The organism is Bacillus vallismortis, from assembly GCF_040784915.1.
In the GTDB taxonomy this organism is placed as follows: domain Bacteria; phylum Bacillota; class Bacilli; order Bacillales; family Bacillaceae; genus Bacillus; species Bacillus subtilis_G.
Map to the genome: position 1 here is coordinate 2,495,911 of NZ_CP160797.1, position 21,274 is coordinate 2,517,184.

The 21,274-nt window shown below is 45.7% G+C and carries 26 protein-coding genes and 1 pseudogene; 9 read left to right on the forward strand and 18 right to left on the reverse strand.

Going from position 1 to position 21,274, the window contains the following annotated elements:
* Positions 1-18 precede the first annotated feature (18 nt).
* Positions 19-369: an HTH-type transcriptional regulator AnsR gene (ansR, locus tag ABZM97_RS12090; RefSeq protein WP_202327303.1), complete on the forward strand. Its 351-nt coding sequence runs from the start codon at positions 19-21 to the stop codon at positions 367-369.
* 8 nt (positions 370-377) lie between these two features.
* Here ansR and ABZM97_RS12095 read toward each other — a convergent pair whose 3' ends face one another.
* Together ABZM97_RS12095 and nudF are read right to left on the reverse strand one after the other, a co-directional pair.
* Positions 378-1,541, reverse strand: a complete 1,164-nt coding sequence (locus ABZM97_RS12095; RefSeq protein WP_087990615.1) for a TIGR00375 family protein — start codon at positions 1,539-1,541, stop codon at positions 378-380.
* Positions 1,538-2,095, reverse strand: a complete 558-nt coding sequence (nudF, locus tag ABZM97_RS12100; RefSeq protein ID WP_087990616.1) for an ADP-ribose pyrophosphatase — start codon at positions 2,093-2,095, stop codon at positions 1,538-1,540. The genes ABZM97_RS12095 and nudF overlap by 4 nt, the downstream gene beginning before the upstream one ends.
* Positions 2,096-2,169: 74 nt before the next feature.
* On the opposite strand from nudF, the gene mciZ reads away from it, so the two are divergent.
* Together mciZ and ABZM97_RS12110 are read left to right on the forward strand one after the other, a co-directional pair.
* Positions 2,170-2,292, forward strand: coding sequence for a Z-ring formation inhibitor MciZ (gene mciZ, locus ABZM97_RS12105; RefSeq protein ID WP_014114281.1), 123 nt, complete (start codon positions 2,170-2,172; stop codon positions 2,290-2,292).
* 63 nt (positions 2,293-2,355) lie between these two features.
* Positions 2,356-3,276 carry an aldo/keto reductase gene (locus tag ABZM97_RS12110; RefSeq protein WP_087990617.1) on the forward strand — a complete coding sequence of 307 codons (921 nt, stop codon included), beginning with the start codon at positions 2,356-2,358 and terminating at the stop codon, positions 3,274-3,276.
* A gap of 289 nt (positions 3,277-3,565) precedes the next feature.
* On the opposite strand, the gene ABZM97_RS12115 is transcribed toward ABZM97_RS12110, so the two are convergent.
* Entirely contained in the window at positions 3,566-3,790 is a 225-nt protein-coding gene (locus tag ABZM97_RS12115; protein WP_087990810.1) for a YqkE family protein, read from the reverse strand.
* Positions 3,791-3,955: 165 nt separating this feature from the next.
* Here ABZM97_RS12115 and ABZM97_RS12120 point away from each other — a divergent pair, with 165 nt between their 5' ends.
* On the forward strand, positions 3,956-4,876 hold the full coding sequence (locus tag ABZM97_RS12120) for an alpha/beta hydrolase (RefSeq protein WP_087990618.1): 921 nt from the start codon (positions 3,956-3,958) through the stop codon (positions 4,874-4,876).
* Positions 4,877-4,954: 78 nt separating this feature from the next.
* Here the strand turns inward: ABZM97_RS12120 and ABZM97_RS12125 are convergent, their stop codons facing one another.
* From ABZM97_RS12125 to ABZM97_RS12155, 7 genes and pseudogenes are all read right to left on the reverse strand, one after another.
* Positions 4,955-5,194 (reverse strand): YqkC family protein, encoded by a 240-nt coding sequence (locus ABZM97_RS12125; protein WP_003236767.1) that lies wholly within the window; start codon positions 5,192-5,194, stop codon positions 4,955-4,957.
* A 14-nt stretch (positions 5,195-5,208) separates the two neighbouring features.
* Positions 5,209-5,532, reverse strand: a complete 324-nt coding sequence (locus tag ABZM97_RS12130; protein WP_087990619.1) for an iron-sulfur cluster biosynthesis family protein — start codon at positions 5,530-5,532, stop codon at positions 5,209-5,211.
* Positions 5,529-6,560, reverse strand: a complete 1,032-nt coding sequence (locus ABZM97_RS12135; protein ID WP_087990620.1) for a bifunctional GNAT family N-acetyltransferase/GrpB family protein — start codon at positions 6,558-6,560, stop codon at positions 5,529-5,531. Before ABZM97_RS12135 ends, ABZM97_RS12130 begins: the two co-directional genes overlap by 4 nt.
* Positions 6,553-6,898 (reverse strand): annotated as a pseudogene (locus ABZM97_RS12140) (antibiotic biosynthesis monooxygenase). The gene ABZM97_RS12135 and the pseudogene ABZM97_RS12140 overlap by 8 nt, the downstream one beginning before the upstream one ends.
* A gap of 9 nt (positions 6,899-6,907) precedes the next feature.
* Positions 6,908-7,378: a GNAT family N-acetyltransferase gene (locus tag ABZM97_RS12145; protein ID WP_087990621.1), complete on the reverse strand. Its 471-nt coding sequence runs from the start codon at positions 7,376-7,378 to the stop codon at positions 6,908-6,910.
* 192 nt (positions 7,379-7,570) lie between these two features.
* Complete coding sequence (locus ABZM97_RS12150) at positions 7,571-7,909, reverse strand: YolD-like family protein (protein WP_087990622.1); 339 nt, start codon at positions 7,907-7,909, stop codon at positions 7,571-7,573.
* A complete protein-coding gene (locus ABZM97_RS12155; protein ID WP_087990623.1) occupies positions 7,906-9,144 on the reverse strand; it encodes a DNA polymerase IV in 1,239 nt (412 codons plus the stop codon). Before ABZM97_RS12155 ends, ABZM97_RS12150 begins: the two co-directional genes overlap by 4 nt.
* Positions 9,145-9,311: 167 nt before the next feature.
* On the opposite strand from ABZM97_RS12155, the gene ABZM97_RS12160 reads away from it, so the two are divergent.
* Positions 9,312-9,518, forward strand: a complete 207-nt coding sequence (locus ABZM97_RS12160; protein WP_087990624.1) for a YqzH family protein — start codon at positions 9,312-9,314, stop codon at positions 9,516-9,518.
* Between the two features lie 63 nt (positions 9,519-9,581).
* On the opposite strand, the gene ABZM97_RS12165 is transcribed toward ABZM97_RS12160, so the two are convergent.
* Positions 9,582-9,755: a hypothetical protein gene (locus ABZM97_RS12165; protein ID WP_176365271.1), complete on the reverse strand. Its 174-nt coding sequence runs from the start codon at positions 9,753-9,755 to the stop codon at positions 9,582-9,584.
* A gap of 303 nt (positions 9,756-10,058) precedes the next feature.
* On the opposite strand from ABZM97_RS12165, the gene ABZM97_RS12170 reads away from it, so the two are divergent.
* Positions 10,059-11,291: an MFS transporter gene (locus ABZM97_RS12170; protein WP_087990625.1), complete on the forward strand. Its 1,233-nt coding sequence runs from the start codon at positions 10,059-10,061 to the stop codon at positions 11,289-11,291.
* 205 nt (positions 11,292-11,496) lie between these two features.
* Here the strand turns inward: ABZM97_RS12170 and ABZM97_RS12175 are convergent, their stop codons facing one another.
* The 5 genes from ABZM97_RS12175 to ABZM97_RS12195 form a co-directional block, all read right to left on the reverse strand.
* On the reverse strand, positions 11,497-11,883 hold the full coding sequence (locus tag ABZM97_RS12175) for a VOC family protein (protein WP_087990626.1): 387 nt from the start codon (positions 11,881-11,883) through the stop codon (positions 11,497-11,499).
* A 4-nt stretch (positions 11,884-11,887) separates the two neighbouring features.
* Positions 11,888-12,847 carry a type I pantothenate kinase gene (coaA, locus tag ABZM97_RS12180; protein ID WP_087990627.1) on the reverse strand — a complete coding sequence of 320 codons (960 nt, stop codon included), beginning with the start codon at positions 12,845-12,847 and terminating at the stop codon, positions 11,888-11,890.
* Positions 12,848-12,918: 71 nt separating this feature from the next.
* Positions 12,919-14,253 carry a D-serine ammonia-lyase gene (dsdA, locus tag ABZM97_RS12185; protein WP_087990628.1) on the reverse strand — a complete coding sequence of 445 codons (1,335 nt, stop codon included), beginning with the start codon at positions 14,251-14,253 and terminating at the stop codon, positions 12,919-12,921.
* A 78-nt stretch (positions 14,254-14,331) separates the two neighbouring features.
* Positions 14,332-15,111, reverse strand: a complete 780-nt coding sequence (locus ABZM97_RS12190; protein WP_087990629.1) for an SDR family NAD(P)-dependent oxidoreductase — start codon at positions 15,109-15,111, stop codon at positions 14,332-14,334.
* A 5-nt stretch (positions 15,112-15,116) separates the two neighbouring features.
* Positions 15,117-16,076: an MBL fold metallo-hydrolase gene (locus tag ABZM97_RS12195; protein ID WP_087990630.1), complete on the reverse strand. Its 960-nt coding sequence runs from the start codon at positions 16,074-16,076 to the stop codon at positions 15,117-15,119.
* Between the two features lie 403 nt (positions 16,077-16,479).
* Here ABZM97_RS12195 and proC point away from each other — a divergent pair, with 403 nt between their 5' ends.
* Positions 16,480-17,310 carry a pyrroline-5-carboxylate reductase gene (gene proC / locus ABZM97_RS12200; protein WP_087990631.1) on the forward strand — a complete coding sequence of 277 codons (831 nt, stop codon included), beginning with the start codon at positions 16,480-16,482 and terminating at the stop codon, positions 17,308-17,310.
* Between the two features lie 43 nt (positions 17,311-17,353).
* Here proC and ABZM97_RS12205 read toward each other — a convergent pair whose 3' ends face one another.
* Positions 17,354-18,988, reverse strand: coding sequence for a M20/M25/M40 family metallo-hydrolase (locus ABZM97_RS12205; RefSeq protein ID WP_087990632.1), 1,635 nt, complete (start codon positions 18,986-18,988; stop codon positions 17,354-17,356).
* A 173-nt stretch (positions 18,989-19,161) separates the two neighbouring features.
* Between ABZM97_RS12205 and namA the strand changes: the two genes are divergently transcribed.
* Positions 19,162-20,178 (forward strand): NADPH dehydrogenase NamA, encoded by a 1,017-nt coding sequence (gene namA, locus ABZM97_RS12210; protein WP_087990633.1) that lies wholly within the window; start codon positions 19,162-19,164, stop codon positions 20,176-20,178.
* Between the two features lie 109 nt (positions 20,179-20,287).
* A complete protein-coding gene (locus ABZM97_RS12215) occupies positions 20,288-21,049 on the forward strand; it encodes an alpha/beta fold hydrolase (RefSeq protein ID WP_087990634.1) in 762 nt (253 codons plus the stop codon).
* A gap of 42 nt (positions 21,050-21,091) precedes the next feature.
* On the opposite strand, the gene rpmG is transcribed toward ABZM97_RS12215, so the two are convergent.
* Positions 21,092-21,241, reverse strand: a complete 150-nt coding sequence (rpmG, locus tag ABZM97_RS12220) for a 50S ribosomal protein L33 (RefSeq protein ID WP_003226511.1) — start codon at positions 21,239-21,241, stop codon at positions 21,092-21,094.
* Between the last annotated feature and the right edge of the window lie 33 nt (positions 21,242-21,274).

The window sequence follows — 21,274 nt, forward strand, 5'->3', positions numbered from 1 at the left end:
AAAAAGGAGCGAAAGTTCATGAATCTAGATCGTTTAACTGAATTGAGAAAAAAGAAAAATTGGTCGCTTCAATATACAGCTGACCTTCTGGGTATCGCAAAAAGCACATATGCCGGCTACGAATCAGGCTACCGGCGGCCTTCACTTGAGGCGCTTGCCATGCTGGCTGACCTCTTTGACACAACCTGCGATGAACTTTTGGGCCGCGAGAAACAAAAGCAAACTGCTCCTCAGACCATTGAGTTGACCACGTGGAGCAGCCTTGACTTGACTATTTCTGTTGATGACAAGCCGCTGAGTGAAGACGAAATCATCCAGCTGATCACCTTTATCCGGACGAAGAGAAAAGTACAGGAGGAAATGAGTTAATCTTTCACTCACGGTTTAATTTTACCGTAGGTTCCTCCTCCTCCGGCTTTTAATTCCAGCTTTCCGGATCTCGCTTTTACAATCAACGCCGCGGTTTTCGGCGGGACAACGCGAGCCAAATCTTCTTCTGCCGCCTCATGAAGAACAGCCATTTCTGTTCCGAAGGCTTTTTTTAGTTTGTCCAGCGTTTTCGGACCGACACTCGGAACAAATTGCAGCGGGATCTGATGAACATATCTTGGACGCGAGACGCGAACTTCAGTCTGATCACTCAATTCACGCAATCTTTCGCTAACTCCCTTTGTAAACTTGGCATTTCCGCAATTCGCGCACACCGTTTCCCCGCTCACAGCAGGTTCTCCGCATGCTTCGCAAGCTGTCTGATAATATTTTCCCAATAACGGATCCAAGCCATAATTTGCGGTAATTTTCCTGTCACCCTGCACCTTTAATGCAAGAGTAAATTCGATAAAATCAGCTGACTGCACATATAGTTCATTATATTCTCTGCCGATTTTCGCTAACGAATGCGCATCAGAATTTGTTAAAAAAGGATACTGATTCAATTCAGATACATGTGAAGCCATGTCTGTATCACAGCTTAATCCTAGTTCCACCGCATCTATCATAGAGGGATCAAAAACCTCGGTTAGGCTTGATGCAACCCCTTTTCCATATAAGCTTTTATGCGGTGTAAAGATATGGGCGGGGATAAACAGTCCGCCCAATTCCTTCACTTTTTTTTGCAGGTTCAAGCCCGTTTCATAAATCCGCTGTGAGCTTAAATGAATGTTTTTCAGCCGCGATGACAGCCAGTTTGAAAACCGCTTCATTTCAGCAAGCGTTGGCATAAACACGAGGACATGGATCGGCCCGCTGCAGGCTTCGTCATAAATCTCCAGCTCGCTTCCTAATAAAAGAGTCGTGCTGCGGTACCGAATCCCCCCGCCATCAAGCTCGCGATATGTTCCTGATGAAATGCCTTCTTCTAGCTCCAAAATGACTTCCGGAGAATGGCAGTCGATAATGCCAAGAAGTTCTATCCCTTTATGCTCACTGGCTTCTATCAAAATTCGGTCCAGCGTAAGTGTTTTGGCGCCTGTTATTTTGACAGCCCTTCCTGTAAAGGTCCGGCCGATATGAATGTGCAAATCCGCGTAAATCTTTTTCATTTTTGTGCTTGTAGCGCTTCTTTCAGCTGAAGATACTGAATCGCATAGGCTGTCTTAGCATCATATACTTCACGCGATTCAACCAGCTTCTGCGCATCTTCAAGCGTCACCTCCATCACTTCAACAAACTCGTCCTCATCAAGCTCCCGTTTTTCTTCGAGAACAGAAAGCTCTTCAGCAAGAAACACATGAACGATTTCATCAGCAAAGCCGGGCGATGTATAAAACGCAGTGATTTTTGTCAGCTTTTTCGCTGTATAACCCGTTTCCTCTTCAAGCTCCCGAAGTGCCGTATACTCCGGCTCCTCCCCTTTTTCAAGCTTTCCGGCCGGAATTTCAACGATCGTCCGCTCAAGCGGCTTGCGGAATTGTTTGACCATGATGATTTTCCCTTCAGCTGTTACAGCTAATATCGCTACAGCCCCAGGGTGTTTCACAATTTCACGTTTACTCGCTTTGCCGTTTGGCAACTCCACATCCTCTACATATAGATCAATGACTTTACCTGAAAAGATCTGTTCTTTAGCAATTGTTTTTTCTTCTAATGATTTCATTTCTTCATCTCCCGTTCTGTCTCTATATGATGCCCCATACATTTTATCATACTAGAGAAAAGGGGGGCTTCTTCGTGAAAGTGCATCGCATGCCAAAAGGTGTTGTCTTAGTCGGAAAAGCATGGGAGATTCGGGCGAAATTAAAGGAATACGGGCGCACATTCCAATATGTGAAAGATTGGGTCTCTAAGCCGTAAAAGTTGAAACTTTAGCTCCTTTATATTACGGTCAATACAAAGCTTTAAAAAAGGAGTGTGCACATGAGAAAGCGCAAACTGGGTACATCTGATTTAGAAATAAGCGAAGCCGGACTCGGCTGTATGTCTCTTGGTACTGAAAAAAACAAAGCTTTGTCTATCTTGGATGAAGCCATCGAGCTTGGCATCAACTATTTGGACACAGCGGATTTGTATGACCGCGGACGCAACGAAGAAATCGTCGGTGATGCGATCCAAAACAGACGCCAGGATATTATTTTGGCAACGAAAGCGGGAAACCGCTGGGATGACGACAGCGAAGGCTGGTATTGGGACCCATCAAAAGCTTACATAAAAGAAGCCGTGAAAAAGAGCCTTGCACGGCTGAAAACAGATTATATTGATCTCTATCAGCTTCACGGCGGCACGATAGAGGACAACATTGATGAAACGATCGAAGCGTTTGAAGAATTAAAGCAAGAAGGTGTCATCCGTTACTATGGCATTTCTTCCATTCGCCCGAATGTCATAAAAGAATATGTAAAAAAATCAAACATCATCAGTATTATGATGCAGTTCAGCCTGTTTGACAGACGCCCCGAGGAATGGCTTCCGCTTTTAGAGGAACATCAAATCAGCGTAGTCACCAGAGGTCCGGTTGCCAAAGGGCTCTTGACAGAAAAACCGCTTGAACAAGCAGCGGACAGCATCAAACAAAACGGGTACTTGTCTTATTCCTTTGAGGAATTGACAAATGCCCGCAAGGCAATAGAGGATGTTGCTTCCGATCTTTCCATGACAGAAAAGTCGCTGCAGTATCTGTTAGCACAGCCGGCTGTCGCTTCAGTGATTACAGGCGCGAGTAAGATTGAGCAGTTACGGGAAAACATTCACGCTGCAAACGCACGGCGTTTAAGCGAAGAGGAAGTCAAAGCGCTCCAATCTCATACGAAACAAGACGTTTACGAAGCTCACCGCTCATAACAGAAAACAAGCACCTGTACGGGTGCTTGTTCATATGGTTGACAAAATCCTAAAACGGTTTTCGTTTTAGGATTTTGTCATCTTTTCAGCGTGATTGAAAACCCTTGAAGTCTAGGAAGGACGAGCATTGGAGCAGACTTCCGCAGGATGCGGTGGCAGGGGCGTTTGAGCAGGACGCTCTAGCTTTTAGCCGCTGATCTTTTTTCACGTGAGCACCAATGCGCAGGACTGACAACGAATGCGAGGGTTTGTCGACACGCTGAAACCAGCACCTGTACGGGTGCTGGTTTTATTTATATTGATGCCAATCCATTTGGCTTTCATCAAGGAGCTCTTCAAAGCTTTTATTTTTTTCGATCTCTTTTTTCTTTCTGAGCTGTTCTGCTTTTTCTCTTTCCTGCCTCTTTTCGTCCTCTTCCTTCAACTGACTCTTCATCTCCATAAGCTTTGCTTTGATGTCGGTTTGAAGGCCGTCTTTTAATTGGTGTTTGTCAGCGGATTTTTGTTTTTTCATGTAGACTTCCCCCGTGTTTTGTTTTGAAGCCAGTTTATCACGGAGCATACAGACTGAACAAGCGGGCTCTCTTCTCAAAACTTTTTTGATCCGCGCAGCAGTGTTTAGGTATAATGATTTTAAGTGTAAATTTCCTGTATTTAGTTGAAAGGTGCTGTGACTCTTTTGAAGAAAATCCTTTTGGCCATTGGCGCTCTCTTAACCGCTGTTATCGGAATCGGAGTTGTTTTTTCGAATATCATTCTATTTATCAAGAAAAAGACAGATGAAGACATTATCAAAAGAGAGACAGACGACGGACATGATGTGTTTGAATCCTTTGAACGAATGGAGAAAACTGCTTTTGTGATACCATCGGCTTACGGATATGATATAAAAGGATACCATGTCGCTCCGCATGACACACCAAACACCATTATCATCTGCCACGGGGTGACGATGAATATATTGAATTCTCTTAAATATATGCATTTATTTCTCGATTTCGGCTGGAATGTAGTGGTTTATGACCATCGCCGTCACGGTCAAAGCGGCGGAAAGACGACTGGCTACGGGTTTTATGAAAAGGATGATCTCAGTGAGGTTGTTAATTGGGTCAAAAACAAAACAGGTCATCGCGGATTGATCGGCATTCACGGTGAATCAATGGGAGCTGCGACCGCCCTGCTTTACGCTGGTGAACACTGTGATGATGGGGCTGATTTTTATATTGCTGATTGTCCGTTCGCACGTTTTGATGAACAGCTTGCCTATCGGCTGAAAGCGGAATACAGGCTCCCGTCTTGGCCGCTGCTCCCCATCGCCGACTTCTTTTTGAAGCTGAGAGGCGGCTATCGGGCACGCGAAGTATCTCCGCTTGCTGTCATTGATCAAATCCAAAATCCGGTCCTCTTTATTCACAGTAAGGATGATGATTATATTCCGATTTCTTCAACCGAGCGGCTTTTTGAAAAGAAACCCGGACCGAAGGCACTGTATATTGCCGAGAACGGTGAACACGCCATGTCGTATACCAAAAACCGGGACACGTATCGAAAAACGGTGCAGACGTTTTTAAACAAAATGAAGGGTTCAACAACATGCTGAAATCTTAGGCCTTGCCTCGTTTTTTTCTTTTCCATAATAAAAAGCGAAAGGCCACTTCGGCTCTTTCGCTTTTCCATTTCATAAAACGTCGGTAATGCCATCCATATTTTCTCTGATCCATTCAATCGCAAGATCTATTGTTGTGAACTCTTGTGTTTCGAATGTCATTTCATCCTGCAATAGCCAAACATCTTTCTTGATAGACTCTGCTCCTCCAATTGACCAATGGAGCAAGGTATAGGGATGGTTTTGGTTTAGGAAGGATACCCACGTTTTATTCTGTGCTGTGTTCTTCATTGACTTCAGCTTTTGTTCCACGTTTTCGTGTCTCCCTACTTTACTAATATGCTCATTCTGGGGCTGAGCATTTCAGCCGGACTTTTCAGCGCCAGTGTTTTAGCTTTTTCATTGTAATCGATCGTCATTTGATCGTCAAAAAACACTTTTTGCGACGATTGGATATAAAGCGGGATGCCGTTCGTTTCCAGCTGCTCGCACTGTCCCGTTAATTCTTCTGCCAGCCAGATTGTCGGTACACCGCTTACCGCGCAGCCGCATCCTTCTGCATCGTAACGAAGCTGGGCTTTTTTCCTTGGGTTGGCGTCAAACGCCTGCTGCAGTGCTTGTTTTGCTGCATCTGTCACGTGTATGTTCATAAGGTGAGTCCCCCGTTTCCATCATTTTCGCTATTGTAGCATACAACGTTTCTATCCGCATTGTTTCCGCCTTCCTTCCACCGCTTCGCATTTTCTTCTGCAGCCTTAATCCAATCATCTTTCCCTTGTATGTACTGATTGATACTATCCGGATGTTGGGCCGCCAGTCGTTTTTTGAGATTGGCGTATTCGTTCGCTATTGCTGGATGAGCTCTGAGATAATCTCTCAATAGCAGATGCCTTTCAATAGCAGGGTTTCCCTTTTCGTACATATGGAGATGATGAGTGCGTTTATTACCGCCCTTTTGGAAGTAACGCCTGCCCGCTGCGCCATTTTCTCCTTTCGGTGTGTAGCCGATTGCCTTCATTTGTGTATCATATTGGCTCACAGCTTCAATTCTTCTTACTTCAATCAGAATATCAATGATTGGCTTTGCCGCCATGTTCGGGATCGATGTGCTTCCGATATGATGAACAGCGATGATCTCCGGTCCGAACACAAGCTTCAGCCGTTCTTTTTCTTCACTGAAAAGTTCCGCCCATTTTTCATTGTAGGGAACGACTTCAACTTTTCTTTTCGGATACAAATAAAAGACAGACAGCAAAAGACCCTCCGCCGCTTCGACAGTTTCTGCCTTTTGAAATCCCGCCTGTGTATAGAGCGACATGGCCGGTGTATTTTTCTCAGCTGTGACTACTTCGATTTTCTCAGCGTCTTTGTTTTGATCGATGACAAATTGCAGAAGTGCCCGTCCAATCCCTTTTCTGAAACCGCCGGGATGCACGACAAGCCTGCAAATGGTGAGATGATGCATGTTTTTCTCATATGAAATGACACCTATCAGTTTGCCGTCTTTCCGATATCCCGCAAACTGTTCATGGGATGCTTGAATATCCTTCGTCTTCTCTTGTAAGGCGGGGATACCGTCAAAACCGATAAGCTCCGCTTCTTTTATGTAGGCGGGCTGCTGTACGGCAATAATCTCACGCGCTGTGTTGTCTTTCTTATGTTGAAGAGATTCAATCATTTCTGTTCTCCTGAAAATAGCAGCTGTCTCTCGACCTTTGCAACGCGGACTGCATACGACGCGTACCAAACGCTCTTTCCTTTTTCTTTTGCCGCTTGATGTTCGGTGTGATGCTTCCAGCGATTAATGGCGTCCATACTGTCCCAATAGGACACCGTTATGCCCCTTCCATTCGCTTCACGAACGCTTTCGACGCCTAAAAATCCGGGCTGATCCGCCGCCAGCGATACCATCCGCTCTGCTGTTTCTCCATATCCTGTGTCACTTTCGCTTTTGACAGATGAAAAAATAACTGCATAGTAAGGAGGTTCAGGTGTTTTTGATAAAAAATCCATCATATTTCCCCCTCATATGTTTTTGACAAACAGGACCTTGTCTTGGCCCGGGCCATCGTAGTTTGCAAACACTGAGATGCCATTTAGCGTTTTGGTTCCTTTTTCAATGTCAAAGCCCAATTTTGTGTGATACGCGATTGATACCTTATTCACCGGTGAAGTGACGCACTTGACCCGGGTGCATCCTCTTTGTTTTACCATTTCAATAAAGACATCGTATAATTGTTTTCCAATTTGCATTTTTCTGAAATCAGGGTGCACACCGGAAAAATGGATGTATGCCGTTTCAGGATCCGATTGCGATTGAAACCCGATTAAAAACCCTGTCATGCTGTTATGTTCAGATGCAATAAAGCTTGTGTCCTGAAAATGCTCAAAAAATAGCCTCGGCAATTTTTCTTTCAGCGGTCGGCCGCCCCACCATTCATTCATTACAGACGTTACCATTTCATAATCTGAAGACGTGATTGTTCGAATATCCATTTACGATTTAATCTCCCTCCGTCTGGCAAAACGAATGTCAGCTCTTTTTTTTTCTACAATACAAAAATTATATTTTGCCTGACTGGAATTGTAAATGCCTTCTTTTCGGTATCATACGTTTCGGAGACTGCGGAGGGAACAATGTTTGATCATTTTACACATATTTCTCCCACAGTGCAGGAGGGAGAAACTTTACAGCACAATATCAAGCACCTGATCAAGTTTCAGCTTATAAAGCTGATCCTCGTCTCCTTTTACCCATACTGTTTTTTCAAACTCTTCATACCGGCAGATTTTCCCGGTGCAGCGGACAATTTCACCGTCCTGAAAGCAGCTGACAGTAATATCCTGAGCAAACTCCATCGCGGCGCAAAGCGTTTGATTCATTTCCTCCAGCTTATCGGGATCAAGGATCGGCTTTTGCAGCTTCTGTTTATGACGCTTTCTCTCAAGCAGGCTTTGTTTATGTTCCGGCAGAAACATCCTGCTCCCTTCCCACAGCAGGTTGCCTCTTTTTAAATGGTCGTTCATTTATAGTGCCCTCCTATTTTAGCCGCACGTTCAAATGCCTGGCCTGCCGCTGTCAGTGACGCCGCCCTGACGATGGCTGTGTCGCCGAACCGGTTTTTAATGCCGTCCATCACATAGCCAAGGCTCATTTTCTTTGCATCATCCTGAAATAAATTGAGCTGCCATATGTCATCAGATGAGAGTTGAGACAGATTGACCCCCAGGCGGCGGACAGGCTTCCCGTCCCAAAACGTAAGAAACAGCCGGCACACAGCCTCATATACATCCTGCGTGGAATTAGTAGGCTCCGCCAACTTCACTTGCCGGTTGAAGCCTGTCGGCCAATCAAAATCAGCCCCCCGGCAGCTTACTGACACCGTCTGTCCCATTGCCCCGGCGTTTCGGCTTCGCCTGCACACTTCTTCACTCAGCTCCAACAGCACGACTTTAATTTCTTTGTCAAAGTGTTCGTAGTCTCTCGGGAGCGTCATTCCATGGCCGATGGCCTTTTGCCCGTCCAGAGATGAAGTTGAAACAGGGGAATAGTCGATCCCGTTCGCCGTCATCCACAGCACGTGGCCGTTAATGCCCCATTTCTTTTTTAAAAGATCGAGCGGAAAAGCCGCGAGCCCGCCGATCGTGCTGATGCCCATTCGGTTTAAATGATGCCTCATGCGCCTCCCTACACCAAACATGCTGCCCACCGGGAGCGGCCACATTTCGATTTTCATACTTTCTTTCGTTAAGGTAAAAATACCGTTCTTATTCTTTTTGGCAAAATTGTCGCATGCGATTTTAGCCAGCGCTTTATTAGGGCCGATTCCGACACGCGCATAAACGCCGATCTCCCGCATAATTCTGCCCTGAATGCTTTTTGCGATCTCATCCGGCGTCCCAAACAGCTTCTGGCTGCCTGTAATGTCCATGAACTGTTCATCGATGGAATACGGCTCTACAAGATCTGTATATTCCTCTAAAATGGCCGTGATTTGCAGTGATACATCAATATACCGCTGCATACGAGGCCGGAGCACAACGGCTTCAGGGCACTTTTCCTGCGCCTCCCACAGCCGGGAAGCATTTGCGACCCCCTTTTGTTTCGCCAGCGGGCAGGCAGCCAATACGACTCCTCCCCTTCTTTCAGGGTCACCCGACACAATGACGGGCCTATTTTTCAAATGTGGATTTTCCGCTTTCTCTACAGATGCATAAAACGATTGCATGTCAACGAGAAAAATCACTTTTTCTTTCATCATACACACCTCTAAAAGGAACTTATGTTCGCTTTTTCTATTATATGCGAAAATATGTTCGATTTATACTGGTAAATGATTCTTGCCTGACAGAAAATATGATCCAAGGGTTTGAGAGAAGAAAAACATTTAGTAGAATAAAAGCGAGGCATAAAGATAGGAGAGTCATAATGGAGAAATTTGTAGAGAAAATGCTGGGACAGGCGCTGCGTCAATACGGCCGAAATGTTGCCATAGATCCGTTAAGCCCGTATGAAAAACAAAGCCTGAAAGCAGCCTTGGAAGAGAGACGGAATGAAGAACCCGATGAAGATTTGCATGCGCATATAGAAGATATCATTTATGACTATGTCACCAACCAAGGACTGTTCTCTTAAACATTGGCCAAAAGAAACAGAGACGCACAGCGCCCCGAATCGGACTGTGAGTTCTTTCAGCCGCTAATGCGGCTTTCCTTTGTAAATACCGCCATGAAAACAAACAAAAGTCTTTGTCATTATGCAGAAAGGCTTGTAAAAAAGCAAAGCCTGAGTCATACCCAGTGCCGCCTGTTCTGCCGGTCCATGCAGCGCTCCGTCAGCTTGAATCAGCGGATGATCGCCTTTTATATTCAAACAGACACCATCTGCTTCCACGGTCTGCCGAATCGCTTTGAAACGCCCGGCATTCCAGCATCAATCACATCAAATAATATGCTTTCACCACCATAAAAACATCGGATATATTATCATTTTACTCCCGAACGCCTCAACCTCAATTTCAACGATGTAACCTCCGCCAGCGACGTGCATCATCCTCAGGTAAGATATGTTTCACATTCATATCAACAATAAAATATTTTGAATTTCCCATTGGATAAGGAAATTTTTTTCATATATGATAGAAAAAAATCCTACATACAGGAGAGAATACGATTCATGAAGAAATGGAAAGATATCCACCCCATCAGCTGGACAATTATAATCGGAACTATTTTCGGCAGGATGGCAACATCAATGAGCATTCCTTTTTTAGCGATTTATTTAACAGCCGTCCAAGGCACATCAGCTTCCTATGCAGGGCTGGTTATCGCTGCAAGTTCATCAGTCGGCATCCTCGCAAGCTTTTACGGCGGATATATCTCGGACAAATTCGGCAGAAAAAACATGATGCTAGTGTCCATTTTCGGCTGGATGCTGGTATTTGCAGGATTTGCGGCGGCATCTCATCTCTGGGTGTTTTTTGTGGTAAACGCATTAAACGGCCTTTGCAAATCACTATTTGAACCTGCTTCAAAGGCTTTGCTATCTGATATGACAGAAGAAAAAACGAGACTGCTTGTTTTTAATTTACGCTATGCAGCTATAAATATCGGCGTTGTCTTCGGACCGATACTAGGCCTGTATTTCGGCTCATCGCAATCGACCGCACCCTTTTTGGCGCCCGCAGTCATTTACGGACTATACGGACTCGTGCTTGTTATCCAATTTAAAAAGCATCCATCCTTATCAGGATCAGGCCAATCCCGAAATATGAGCGTGCGGGAAGCATTTATGGTGACGCAAAAGGATCTTCTTTTTACAATTGCTCTGGTCGGCATTACGCTATGCACCTTCGGCTACTCACAATTCAGTTCCACATTTCCGCAGTATATGGCGCAGAACCCCTTGTTTGGCAATGGAACGAAACTGTACGGGCTGATGCTGACATTAAACGCAATCGTTGTGCTGGCAACGCAATTTCCCATCGTCCATTTTGCAAAACGTTTTTCGCCGCTTTGCTCCTTGATGCTCGGTAATGTGATGGTGAGTATCAGCATGGCTATTTTCACCGTATCACACGGTGTTTCATCCCTTGTGCTGATTGTGGTCACATTTACAATCGGCGAAGTGCTTTTATTCTCTATGATGGATTTGTTTGTAGACCAAATTGCAAAACCCGGGTTAAAAGGCACTTATTTCGGGGCCATCGGTTTTTCACAGCTCGGAAACGTCATCGGCCCTTGGATCGGGGGTATATGTATAGACCTATTTGGCGCTGGCCGGCCGATTTTTATTTTTTCTGTTCTGAGCGGGATCACCCTGCTCGGCCTGCCATTTTTGGCGTTCGCCTATCGGCAGATGAAAACGGGAATGACAAAACACCGGCCAGGGCTGGAAAAGCCGCTTTAAATTAAAAAACGGGAGAGAACCAATCTCTCCCGCAACAATGGGGTGATGAACACGAATATAGGCAATGGGATGTTTCAGCTTTAAGTATTTATTATGTTGCCGCTGTCATCTTTGCAGCTGTTACAGGCTTCAAGTACGCGAAGAACCGAAAAGCGCAGCTGGATCGCATTGAGGAAAAGCTTAACAGCCTGTCCGAAGACCATGATTAACCGCTTGGGGCAACGAGCTCTACCTTCATCCGGTCCGGATCCTCGCAATAAACGGCATAATGCCCGTCTCCTCCGGCAAAAGGATGGCGGTCCCGATACAACACACGATAGCCTTTTCTCATCAGTTTTTCGGTCATCTGGTCAACTTGAAGCTTGGATTCAGCATGAAAGGCGAGATGGTTCAGCCCGATACGGCATCTGTGGTATGCCGGCTCGAGAAATGGCTCTTTCGCCTGCACAATCACAAGATAAAAATGATCTTTCTTCCAGCTAATGCCTGAGCCCCATTTTTGATACTCTCTATAGCCAAGTTCTGTTAAGAACCATCCCCAAAACCGCCGAGACGCTTCCAAATCGGAGACATACAGTTCAATATGGTGCACGATATTACACCCGCCTTACCAGCACTTCTTCCACCTTATGCCCGTCCCCCTTACGCAAAATGAGATCGGACCTGAATTTAGTCGGCAAGATATTTTCATATAAATTAGGCCGGTTGACACTCTGCCAAATCGAAGCTGCCATCTCGTCAGCCTCCTGATCAGACAAGTCTTTAAATTTATGAAAATAAGAATCGGGATTTTGAAAAGCCGTTTCCCGAAGCAGACGAAAACGCTCTAAATACCATGTGAAAATCCGGCTTTCGTCCGCGTCCACATAAATCGAAAAATCAAAGAAATCGGAGACAAAAATACGCGGATCTTCCCGGTCATCCTCCAAGGTGGGCGACTGAAGAACATTAATGCCTTCGATAATCACAATATCGGCCTGTTCTACAATCTCGAACACCCCTTCCTCGCGATCATAGGTCAGATGGGAATACACCGGAGCCTTTACTCTGTCTTTTCCTGATTTTAAGTCATTCAAAAATTCGAGCAACGCCTTTACGTCATAGCTTTCGGGAAACCCTTTTCGTGACAGCATATTTTTCTTTTTCAGCTCGGCTGTAGGAAATAAAAAACCATCTGTCGTGATAAGGCTCACTTTAGGGCGGTCCGGCAAACGCGAAAGCAGCTTCTGCAATATCCGCGCCGTCGTGCTTTTTCCGACTGCCACACTGCCGGCGATGCCAATAATAAACGGAATTTTGGCTGAATGAGGGTGCTTCAAAAAAACATTGACATGCTTATTGCGCTCGGCGGCTGACTTCACATGCAAATGAAGCAGGCGAACAAGCGGAATATAAATCGTTTCCACTTCTTCAACAGATAAATAATCATTCAGCCCTTCCACGGCTTTTGCCTCTTCTTCAGATACAGCAATCGACAAATGTCCCCCAAAACCAGACCAAGACTCGCGATTGTGCTGTGTATATAAAGTATGTAAGTTAAGCTCTTTATTTTTCACTGTTTACACCTGACTCTCTGTAGGTTAAAACCCTTACAAAGATTGTAACGGAAAACCCTTTCACTGTCTGCTTATTTTTTCAGCAAATCCGCACCGATTCGATTATAAGCGGACATCTCTTCTTTTGGAACCATGCTTCCTCCCGTTCCCCAGACGACATGTACGGCATGTTCCATGTTATGCTTCTGACTATATAGCCTTCCTTCTTCTGTCGAAAAAAGCTGAATGGCCCCGAACATGCCGGCAAGAGCAGAGGGCTCTAAATATTTACTTTCAGATACAGCCAGCATATGAAGCAAGGCATAAAGCGTATTGTCCTCTACGGTATAACAGCCGCTCAGCAGCGGTTCAATCAGCTTGCCCACAAACCCTGACGGCCTTCCTACAGCAAGCCCGTCAGCAGCAGTCCGATTATCCAGACCGATATCATGGACGGAAATCTTCTCGTGGAGGCCGGAATAAAGCCCCAGCAGCATACACGGTGAATGAGTCGGTTCTCCGAAAAACACATGGACATGGTCGCCGTATAAAAGCTTCAGCCCAAATGCCACACCGCCCGGCCCTCCGCCGACTCCGCACGGCAGATACACAAACAGCGGTGTCTCTAGACTTGGCTGTATATTCATACAGTCGAGCTGCGTTTTTAATCGGCTGGCGGCAACAGCATATCCTAAAAACAGCTGACGGGAATGTTCATCATCAATAAAATAACAAAATGAATCTTGCTCCGCCTGCCGTCTCCCTTCTTTCACCGCTTCACTGTAATCTGATTCATACTCCATGACAGTGACACCTTTTTGGCGAAGGAGATCCTTTTTCCACTGCTTGGCATCAGCGGACATATGCACTGTCACGCGAAATCCGAGTGTCGAACCGATGATGCCGATACTTAATCCAAGGTTTCCTGTCGAACCGACAGCAATCGAATAGCGGGAGAAAAACGCGGCAAACCGCTCTTCCTGTAAGATGCGGTAATCATCGTTTTCCAGAAGCATTCCTTCTTGAAGCGCCAGCATTTCAGCATGCTTCAATACTTCATAAATCCCGCCCCGCGCTTTAATCGATCCTGAAATCGGAAGTTCATGGTCGCACTTTAAAAGCCATCTTCCCGGAAAGGGCTGCTGATACGCCGCTTCCAGTTTTCCCTTCATATGCTGCATTTCAAAAAGCGGAGATTCGATTATTCCTTTGGCATCTTTCGTCTCAGGAAACACCTCGGCAATGTAAGGAGCAAACCGCCGCAGCCTATTTTCCGCTCCCTCTATCTCGCTTTCCCACTCATCTGCGTGAAATAACGGGCTCTCTTTCTTGCCGGAATTTGCCCAGAATACAGGCTCTGCGTCAATCAGTTTCTGAATGAACGGATCTTTGAGCAGAACATGAAGGGCTTCTTGATTGATTGACATCCAATGATTCTCCCTTCCTCTATAAAAAACTGCCTGTGGGTATGCCAACAAGCCATCTCACCACAGGCAGTTCCACCATTATTTTTTCATAAGCACGCGTCCTGCCAGCTTTTCAACCAGAGCTGGAAACAGCTGATACAGCTTGGTGCCGGCATTCATGAAACGCGGAAGATTGATCTCCCGTTTGTTCGTGAAAATAGCAGCTGTAATGTGAGCTGCCACGTCATCAGGATCAAGCATCCAGCGGCTCACATTTTTGGCGTATTCCCCGCCTTTATCAGCAATGGAAAAAAAGTCCGTCTGAATCGGTCCCGGATTAACTGTTGTCACATAAATGCCTGTTCCCGCCAGCTCCATCCGCAAAGCGTTTGAGTAGCCGAGCACGGCATGTTTTGTCGCGGAATAAAGGCTCGACTTCGGTGTTGCAATTTTCCCCGCTTGAGAAGCGATATTGATGATATGGCCCTTTTTTTGCTCAAGCATATGCGGAAGCACCGCTTTTGTACAGGCGATCAGGCCGAAGACATTCACATCAAACATCGCTTTCATATCATCCAGCGTCGAGTCTAGGACCGTTTCAAATATACCGAAGCCCGCATTGTTAATCAGCACATCAACCGAGCCGATCTGACCGCGGACACAGGCGATATCCTCCAGGCTGCCGACATCCAGAGGGAAAATCTCACACTGCCCGCTCCATTCCTCGGTTATCTTCCTTTTAATTTCTATCAAACGCTCCTCACGTCTTGCCGACAGCAGGACATGGGCTCCTTCAGCCGCGCATAAGTATGCGATTCTTTCACCGAGCCCTCCTGAAGCGCCGGTTATCCATATCCGCTTTCCCGCTATATGCTTCATCCATTTCACCTCTTCATTGTTCTAAAATATGCAGTATTTCCTTCCCAATATGACGTGATGGATTCTTCAGCCGCCAACACATCAAGATGCCCTGCCGTTTCTGACATCGTTAAAAATAAGTCCTTTTCATACACAGCAGGAAAAAGCTGCTGGCAGACCTGAAAAGCGGTCATCGGCTTTTCATCCAGCATGCGCCGCACATCCTCCGTCCTGTTCCTCTGCTTGTCAAAACGCTTCTCTATCAGCGCCTGTACGTTGGTGATCGTCTCGCCGTGGCCGGGAAACACGATTGTTGGATCAAGTTCAGACAGCCTTCGCAATGACCGCTGATAATCAACTAAAGGCTTTGATCTTATGTCTCCCGTTTTCGGCGCTTCCAGAATCGGATTAGACGAGCTGTTGGCCAGCAGAAGATCGCCGCCAATCATTCTACCGCTTTTTTCATGGAAAAGAACAATATGCGATTCAGCATGTCCAGGCATCTCCAAAACAGTCCAGCCCCCAAGCCCATCAACGCTCATCCCTTCTCTGACTGTTTTCGTCAGGGATCTCGTACAGGAAAACGCGTACGCTGACCGAATCAGCTTTTCTGTCTTTCCCGTATCAAACGGAACGCCTAATTCAGGCAGAAGCTTTTGAAAAAAACATTTTTGCCAATCCCTAAAAGCTTGATTTCGGCTGATATAAGGTTCGTTGAACGGATGCCCAATCACTTCGATTTCATCAGAAAAGGCATCAAGCAAGCCTGCATGATCAGCATGATGGTGAGTCAGTACAACCTGCTCGATATCTGACATTTTCACATTTACAGCGGCAAGCTGCTCTTGAAGGGCTCTAACAGCCTCTTTTGTATTCGGCCCGGCATCGATAAGTGTCAGCGCATCACCTTTTACGAGGTAAACGATAACATCGCCCACAGCAAAGGGTGTCGGGACGCGGATCGTCATAACATCTGCAGTTGTCATCCTTTCGCTCCTTGTCTTCATTCATTACTCATATTTTAGCTTTTTCTCAGTCTTGTGTCATTATTGCCGAATGAGAAAGTCCCTTTTTGAAAAAGCTATTGACATGAGCTTGTCCGCCATTGCATAATGAACAACAAACTAAAACGAGAACCATTGGAACGCTATGACGAGGAAGCGTATACAAGGCAATGGCCAAAGAGAGCGATGCCCCCGGCTGAAAGGCATTGCGGTTCGCTTGTTTGTAGAACCTGCCCTCAAGTCGCGGTTAGGAAAACCTAAACGTTTCCCGCGTTACGGGATTAGAGCTGAGCACAACTTGTGCTAATGAGGGTAGTACCGCGAACCTTTTCGTCCTTTACGTGATGAAAAGGTTTTTTGCTGTTCTGATTAAAGGAGGATATCAATGAAAAAGATAGGATTTGTCGGCGCCGGGTCCATGGCAGAAGCAATGATTAACGGTATTTTGCAAAGCGGCATCACAAAACCAGAACATATCTATATCACAAACCGCTCAAATGACGAGCGTTTGATTGAATTAAAGGAAACGTACGGCGTGTGTCCCTGCAGAGATAAAAATGAGTTTTTCACTCAAACCGATATCATCATCCTCGCTTTTAAACCGAAGGACGCAGCGGAAAGCATTGACAGCATTCGTTCGTATATCAAGGACCAGCTTGTGATTTCAGTACTTGCAGGTCTTACCATCGAAACCATTCAGCACTATTTTGGCAGAAAGCTCGCGGTCATTCGCGTCATGCCTAATACATCTGCAGCCATCCGCAAATCAGCAACCGGATTTTCCGTAAGCGCTGAAGCAAGCCAGGAAGATATGACCGCCGCAAAAGCTTTATTGAAAACAATCGGTGATGCCACACTTGTTGAGGAACGGCATCTCGACGCTGTCACGGCAATAGCCGGCAGCGGCCCGGCCTTCGTGTACCGTTATATTGAAGCAATGGAAAAAGCGGCGCAAAAAATAGGATTGGATGAGGAAACGGCAAAGGCTCTCATTTTGCAGACAATGGCAGGGGCAACAGATATGCTCCTTCAAAGCGGCAAACAGCCCGCTAAACTGCGCAAGGAAATCACGAGTCCGGGAGGCACAACAGAGGCAGGTCTTCGCGCTTTACAGGACTCACGCTTTGAAGAAGCGATTATTCACTGTGTTGAAGAAACCGCTAAACGCAGCGCCGAGATTAAAGAGCAGTTTTCCGGTGCCGCTTTAGAGACGTAAGCCCAGAGACAGAAGGGGCAATGCCTTCTGTCTTTTGTTTTTCCTAAATCAGCCGGCTGGCAGTTTCTGATGGTTTTAATAGCGCGGAGATCGTAAATGAAAGCAAATCGGGAAGCACTTCAAAGGAATAAGGCATATACAGCCTTTCCGTCCATTTGTGCGGGTCTTTTCCAGCCGGACCGACATTTAAAACCGGGACATATAAAGCCTGATCTTTGCCGCTTGGCAGTGAATATCCTCTATTAAAGAGCGGCATATTGCTTGTGTACACGTCGACTTCCTGCTTTTCGAGCTGTAGATAGCTTAAGTCTGAAAGTCCCGGGAAATACTGAACCTCCTGTAACGCTATGCCGTATCTGTCAGCCGCATAATGCATAAGCTGATCAGCTGTATTCCTAATCAAGTGATCGTCCTTTGAAGAAACCGCCGGATAAAACGGCGGGCTGTAAAAAAGAACAATCAGCGGCGCATCCTCCTTACAAAGCGAAGCAAGCTCAGATACCATTTTCGTCGAAAAATCCCTGTCCCCAAGATCTCCCCTGTTGGCAAAGGCATAATTCAGAACCCGCTCTATTTCAGAGTTTCCGGCACGCTTTCTCGCACGCGCGGCCAGCTCATCAAATGTCAAAACAGAGACGTCGCGTTCCATCGGCGTAAACGACTCAAATTGCTGAAAATCCTGTGTTTTCTTCCGAATATTCGCGGTTATTTCTCTCGCCGCCTGTTCCGCGGTTTTAAGCAGCATCTGATGCAGTTCATTGGCCGAGCGTTTCATGGACAGCACATTAAATAACGTGACAGCTGTATGCGGTGTCTGAACAGAATACGCCTCTTTCAAGTCCTTTTGCATTAAGTTTACCGGAGGCGGGGTGACTTCACCTTCAACCTTCTCGCAATAATCAGAATTCAGTTCAAGCAAGCGGTTAATCTCCGATACCATTAAATTTGCGTTTATGCCTGAAAACGGCTCTCCGACATGAGTTTCAATCCCCTTGCAGAAAAAGCCCGCAAGCACCTTGCCGATACTTCCTGTATAAATATATTGCTGCAGGTCGCCGGGAAATTTTTCGAACATCGGTTCAGCATTCAGACAAGCGGAAAATGAGAGATCATGCTTTTTCTCCATTTCCTTCAGTACAGGAACCGCTTCAATCATGCCTCTCGAATTCACTTCCTCGTCAGGAACCGTAATCAACAGCAGATTGCCTTCAAATTGGCCGTTCATTGCCCGCTCTAGCATCGACAGCTGAACGGCAAGCCCCGCTTTCATATCCATCGTGCCTCTTCCGAACAGCCAGTCGCCGCTTTCAGCGTCTCTTCTCACATGTGCCGGAAGCAGCTCTTTTTTCTTTAAAAAAGAACTCAAAAGCTCAGCAGGCTTACAAGCCATATGTTTGAATTCTCCGTAATCCTCTATGTCCACGACATCAAAATGGCTCAGCAAAAGCACTGTCTTTTTGACATTCTTCTTTTTGACAAGAGCCGTAAGAAAGGATCTGCCGTCGTCCATCGGATGAAGTGTTACATCATCAGGATGTTTTTGAAAATAAGGCTTGTCTTTCAAAATAAAATAAAGATATTCTGCAAGTGCTGCCTCTCCCTTCGAACCGGTGATGCTTTCGTATTGCACAAGAGAAGTTAAAAGGGTCAGCAATTCGTCTTTCGTCTGCCAATTCATCGATCTTCGCCCCCTCCTATGTATAAAAACGCTTCTAACCTGGAAAATAAGATGATTCCTTGTCTATTATACAGAAAAGTTTGACAAGAATAGATCGTTTGAGCAGTTTATATGACGGGAAAGAAATGACTTGATATAATCAACCTCTAAAAACCTTACGGGAGGCGAAAGAAATGGCCAGAAAATTATTCACACCGATTACCATTAAAGATATGACGTTAAAAAACCGCATTGTCATGTCGCCAATGTGCATGTACTCTTCTCATGAAAAGGACGGAAAATTGACGCCGTTCCACATGGCACATTACATATCGCGCGCAATCGGCCAGGTCGGGCTGATAATTGTCGAGGCATCAGCAGTTAATCCTCAAGGACGAATCACAGACCAAGACTTAGGAATTTGGAGTGACGAGCATATTGAAGGCTTTACCAAACTGACTGAGCAGGTCAAAGAACAAGGCTCAAAAATCGGCATTCAACTTGCCCATGCCGGACGTAAAGCAGAGCTTGAAGGAGATATTTTCGCTCCATCGGCGATTGCGTTTGACGAACAATCAGCAACACCTGTAGAAATGTCAGCAGAAAAAATAAAAGAAACAATCCGCGAGTTCAAACAAGCGGCTGCCCGCGCAAAAGAAGCCGGCTTTGATATGATTGAAATTCATGCGGCGCACGGATACTTAATTCACGAATTTTTATCTCCGCTTTCCAATCATCGCACAGATGAATACGGCGGCTCACCAGAAAACCGCTATCGTTTCTTAAGAGAGATCATTGATGAAGTCAAACAAGTATGGAACGGCCCTTTATTTGTCCGTGTATCTGCTTCTGACTATACAGATAAAGGCTTAGACATCGCCGATCACATCGGTTTTGCAAAATGGATGAAGGAGCAGGGTGTTGACTTAATTGACTGCAGCTCAGGAGCCCTTGTTCACGCAGACATTAACGTATTCCCCGGCTATCAAGTCAGCTTCGCTGAGAAAATCCGTGAACAGGCCGACATGGCAACTGGTGCTGTCGGCATGATTACAGATGGTTCAATGGCTGAAGAAATTCTGCAAAATGGACGTGCCGACCTCATCTTTATCGGCAGAGAGCTATTGCGGGATCCTTTCTTTGCAAGAACAGCAGCGAAACAGCTCAATACAGAGATTACGGCCCCTGTTCAATATGAGAGAGGCTGGTAATGCCCATAAGAGATATCCTCAAACGGATATCTCTTTTTTTATTTTTAGAGAAACGATCAGCTCAGGTTCTCCGTCTCCCTAGTAGAACCAATTAGAGGAGATGACTCCAATGAACTCAGCTTGGATGGAAAAGACATATACAATTGACGGATGTGCGTTTCATACACAGCACCGGAGAGGATCAAGCGGTGTAACGATTGTCTTTGAGGCCGGCTACGGTACTTCTTCTGAGACGTGGAACCCATTAATAGCGGACATTGATGATGAATTTGGCATTTTTACATATGATCGGGCGGGAATTGGAAAAAGCGGACAAAGCAGCGCTAAACGAACAGCTGAACAAAAAGGGGAAGAATTGGAGAGTTTGCTTAAAGCAGCAGATGTAAAACCTCCTTATCTGGCTGTTTCACATTCATATGGAGCTGTCATCACCGGTTTATGGGCTTGCAAAAACAAGCGAGATATTATCGGCATGGTTCTCCTTGATCCAGCTTTAGGAGATTGTGCAAGCTGCTCCTTTATTCCTGAAGAAATGCACAATGCTGATACAAGAAAGATGATGCTTGAGGGCACACATGCAGAATTTTCAAGAAGCCTGCAGGAGCTCAAACGGAAGCAAGTCCATTTGGGAAACATGCCTCTCCTTGTGTTGTCATCGGGTGAACGGACTAAGAAATTCACCGCTGAACAGGAGTGGCTAAACATGCACAGCAGCATATTGTCTCTATCTCATCAAAGCGGCTGGATTCAAGCTAAAAACAGCTCTCACAACATCCATCATGATGAACCTCATATCGTTCATTTGGCTATTTATGATGTATGGTGTGCAGCGTGCCAGCAGGCTGCTCCACTTTATCAGGCAGTCAATTAACATAAAAGAAGACCGGGTATGGACGCCCGGTCTTCTTTTCTATTATTTCGTTTCACGATGAAGGGTATATTTCTTTAAACGCGGTGAATATTTTTTCAGCTCTAAACGGTCTGGGTTGGTGCGTTTGTTTTTTGTTGTGATGTAATTCCGGTCTCCCGTTTCAGTGCAGGCTAAAGTAACATTGACTCTCATATTAACATCTCCTTATAAAACGTAATGATTACG

Coding starts and splice junctions, on each gene's coding strand:
- ABZM97_RS12195 (WP_087990630.1), bottom strand. CDS start 16,076: ATGACAACTGCAGATGTTATGACGATCCGCGTCCCGACACCCTTTGCT.
- ABZM97_RS12110 (WP_087990617.1), top strand. CDS start 2,356: ATGAGAAAGCGCAAACTGGGTACATCTGATTTAGAAATAAGCGAAGCC.
- ABZM97_RS12190 (WP_087990629.1), bottom strand. CDS start 15,111: ATGAAGCATATAGCGGGAAAGCGGATATGGATAACCGGCGCTTCAGGA.
- dsdA (WP_087990628.1), bottom strand. CDS start 14,253: ATGTCAATCAATCAAGAAGCCCTTCATGTTCTGCTCAAAGATCCGTTC.
- ABZM97_RS12130 (WP_087990619.1), bottom strand. CDS start 5,532: ATGAACATACACGTGACAGATGCAGCAAAACAAGCACTGCAGCAGGCG.
- ABZM97_RS12115 (WP_087990810.1), bottom strand. CDS start 3,790: ATGAAAAAACAAAAATCCGCTGACAAACACCAATTAAAAGACGGCCTT.
- ABZM97_RS12205 (WP_087990632.1), bottom strand. CDS start 18,988: ATGAATTGGCAGACGAAAGACGAATTGCTGACCCTTTTAACTTCTCTT.
- ABZM97_RS12135 (WP_087990620.1), bottom strand. CDS start 6,560: ATGATTGAATCTCTTCAACATAAGAAAGACAACACAGCGCGTGAGATT.
- ABZM97_RS12145 (WP_087990621.1), bottom strand. CDS start 7,378: ATGGATATTCGAACAATCACGTCTTCAGATTATGAAATGGTAACGTCT.
- ABZM97_RS12155 (WP_087990623.1), bottom strand. CDS start 9,144: ATGATGAAAGAAAAAGTGATTTTTCTCGTTGACATGCAATCGTTTTAT.
- ABZM97_RS12170 (WP_087990625.1), top strand. CDS start 10,059: ATGAAGAAATGGAAAGATATCCACCCCATCAGCTGGACAATTATAATC.
- ansR (WP_202327303.1), top strand. CDS start 19: ATGAATCTAGATCGTTTAACTGAATTGAGAAAAAAGAAAAATTGGTCG.
- namA (WP_087990633.1), top strand. CDS start 19,162: ATGGCCAGAAAATTATTCACACCGATTACCATTAAAGATATGACGTTA.
- proC (WP_087990631.1), top strand. CDS start 16,480: ATGAAAAAGATAGGATTTGTCGGCGCCGGGTCCATGGCAGAAGCAATG.
- rpmG (WP_003226511.1), bottom strand. CDS start 21,241: ATGAGAGTCAATGTTACTTTAGCCTGCACTGAAACGGGAGACCGGAAT.
- ABZM97_RS12095 (WP_087990615.1), bottom strand. CDS start 1,541: ATGAAAAAGATTTACGCGGATTTGCACATTCATATCGGCCGGACCTTT.
- ABZM97_RS12160 (WP_087990624.1), top strand. CDS start 9,312: ATGGAGAAATTTGTAGAGAAAATGCTGGGACAGGCGCTGCGTCAATAC.
- nudF (WP_087990616.1), bottom strand. CDS start 2,095: ATGAAATCATTAGAAGAAAAAACAATTGCTAAAGAACAGATCTTTTCA.
- ABZM97_RS12150 (WP_087990622.1), bottom strand. CDS start 7,909: ATGAACGACCATTTAAAAAGAGGCAACCTGCTGTGGGAAGGGAGCAGG.
- ABZM97_RS12215 (WP_087990634.1), top strand. CDS start 20,288: ATGAACTCAGCTTGGATGGAAAAGACATATACAATTGACGGATGTGCG.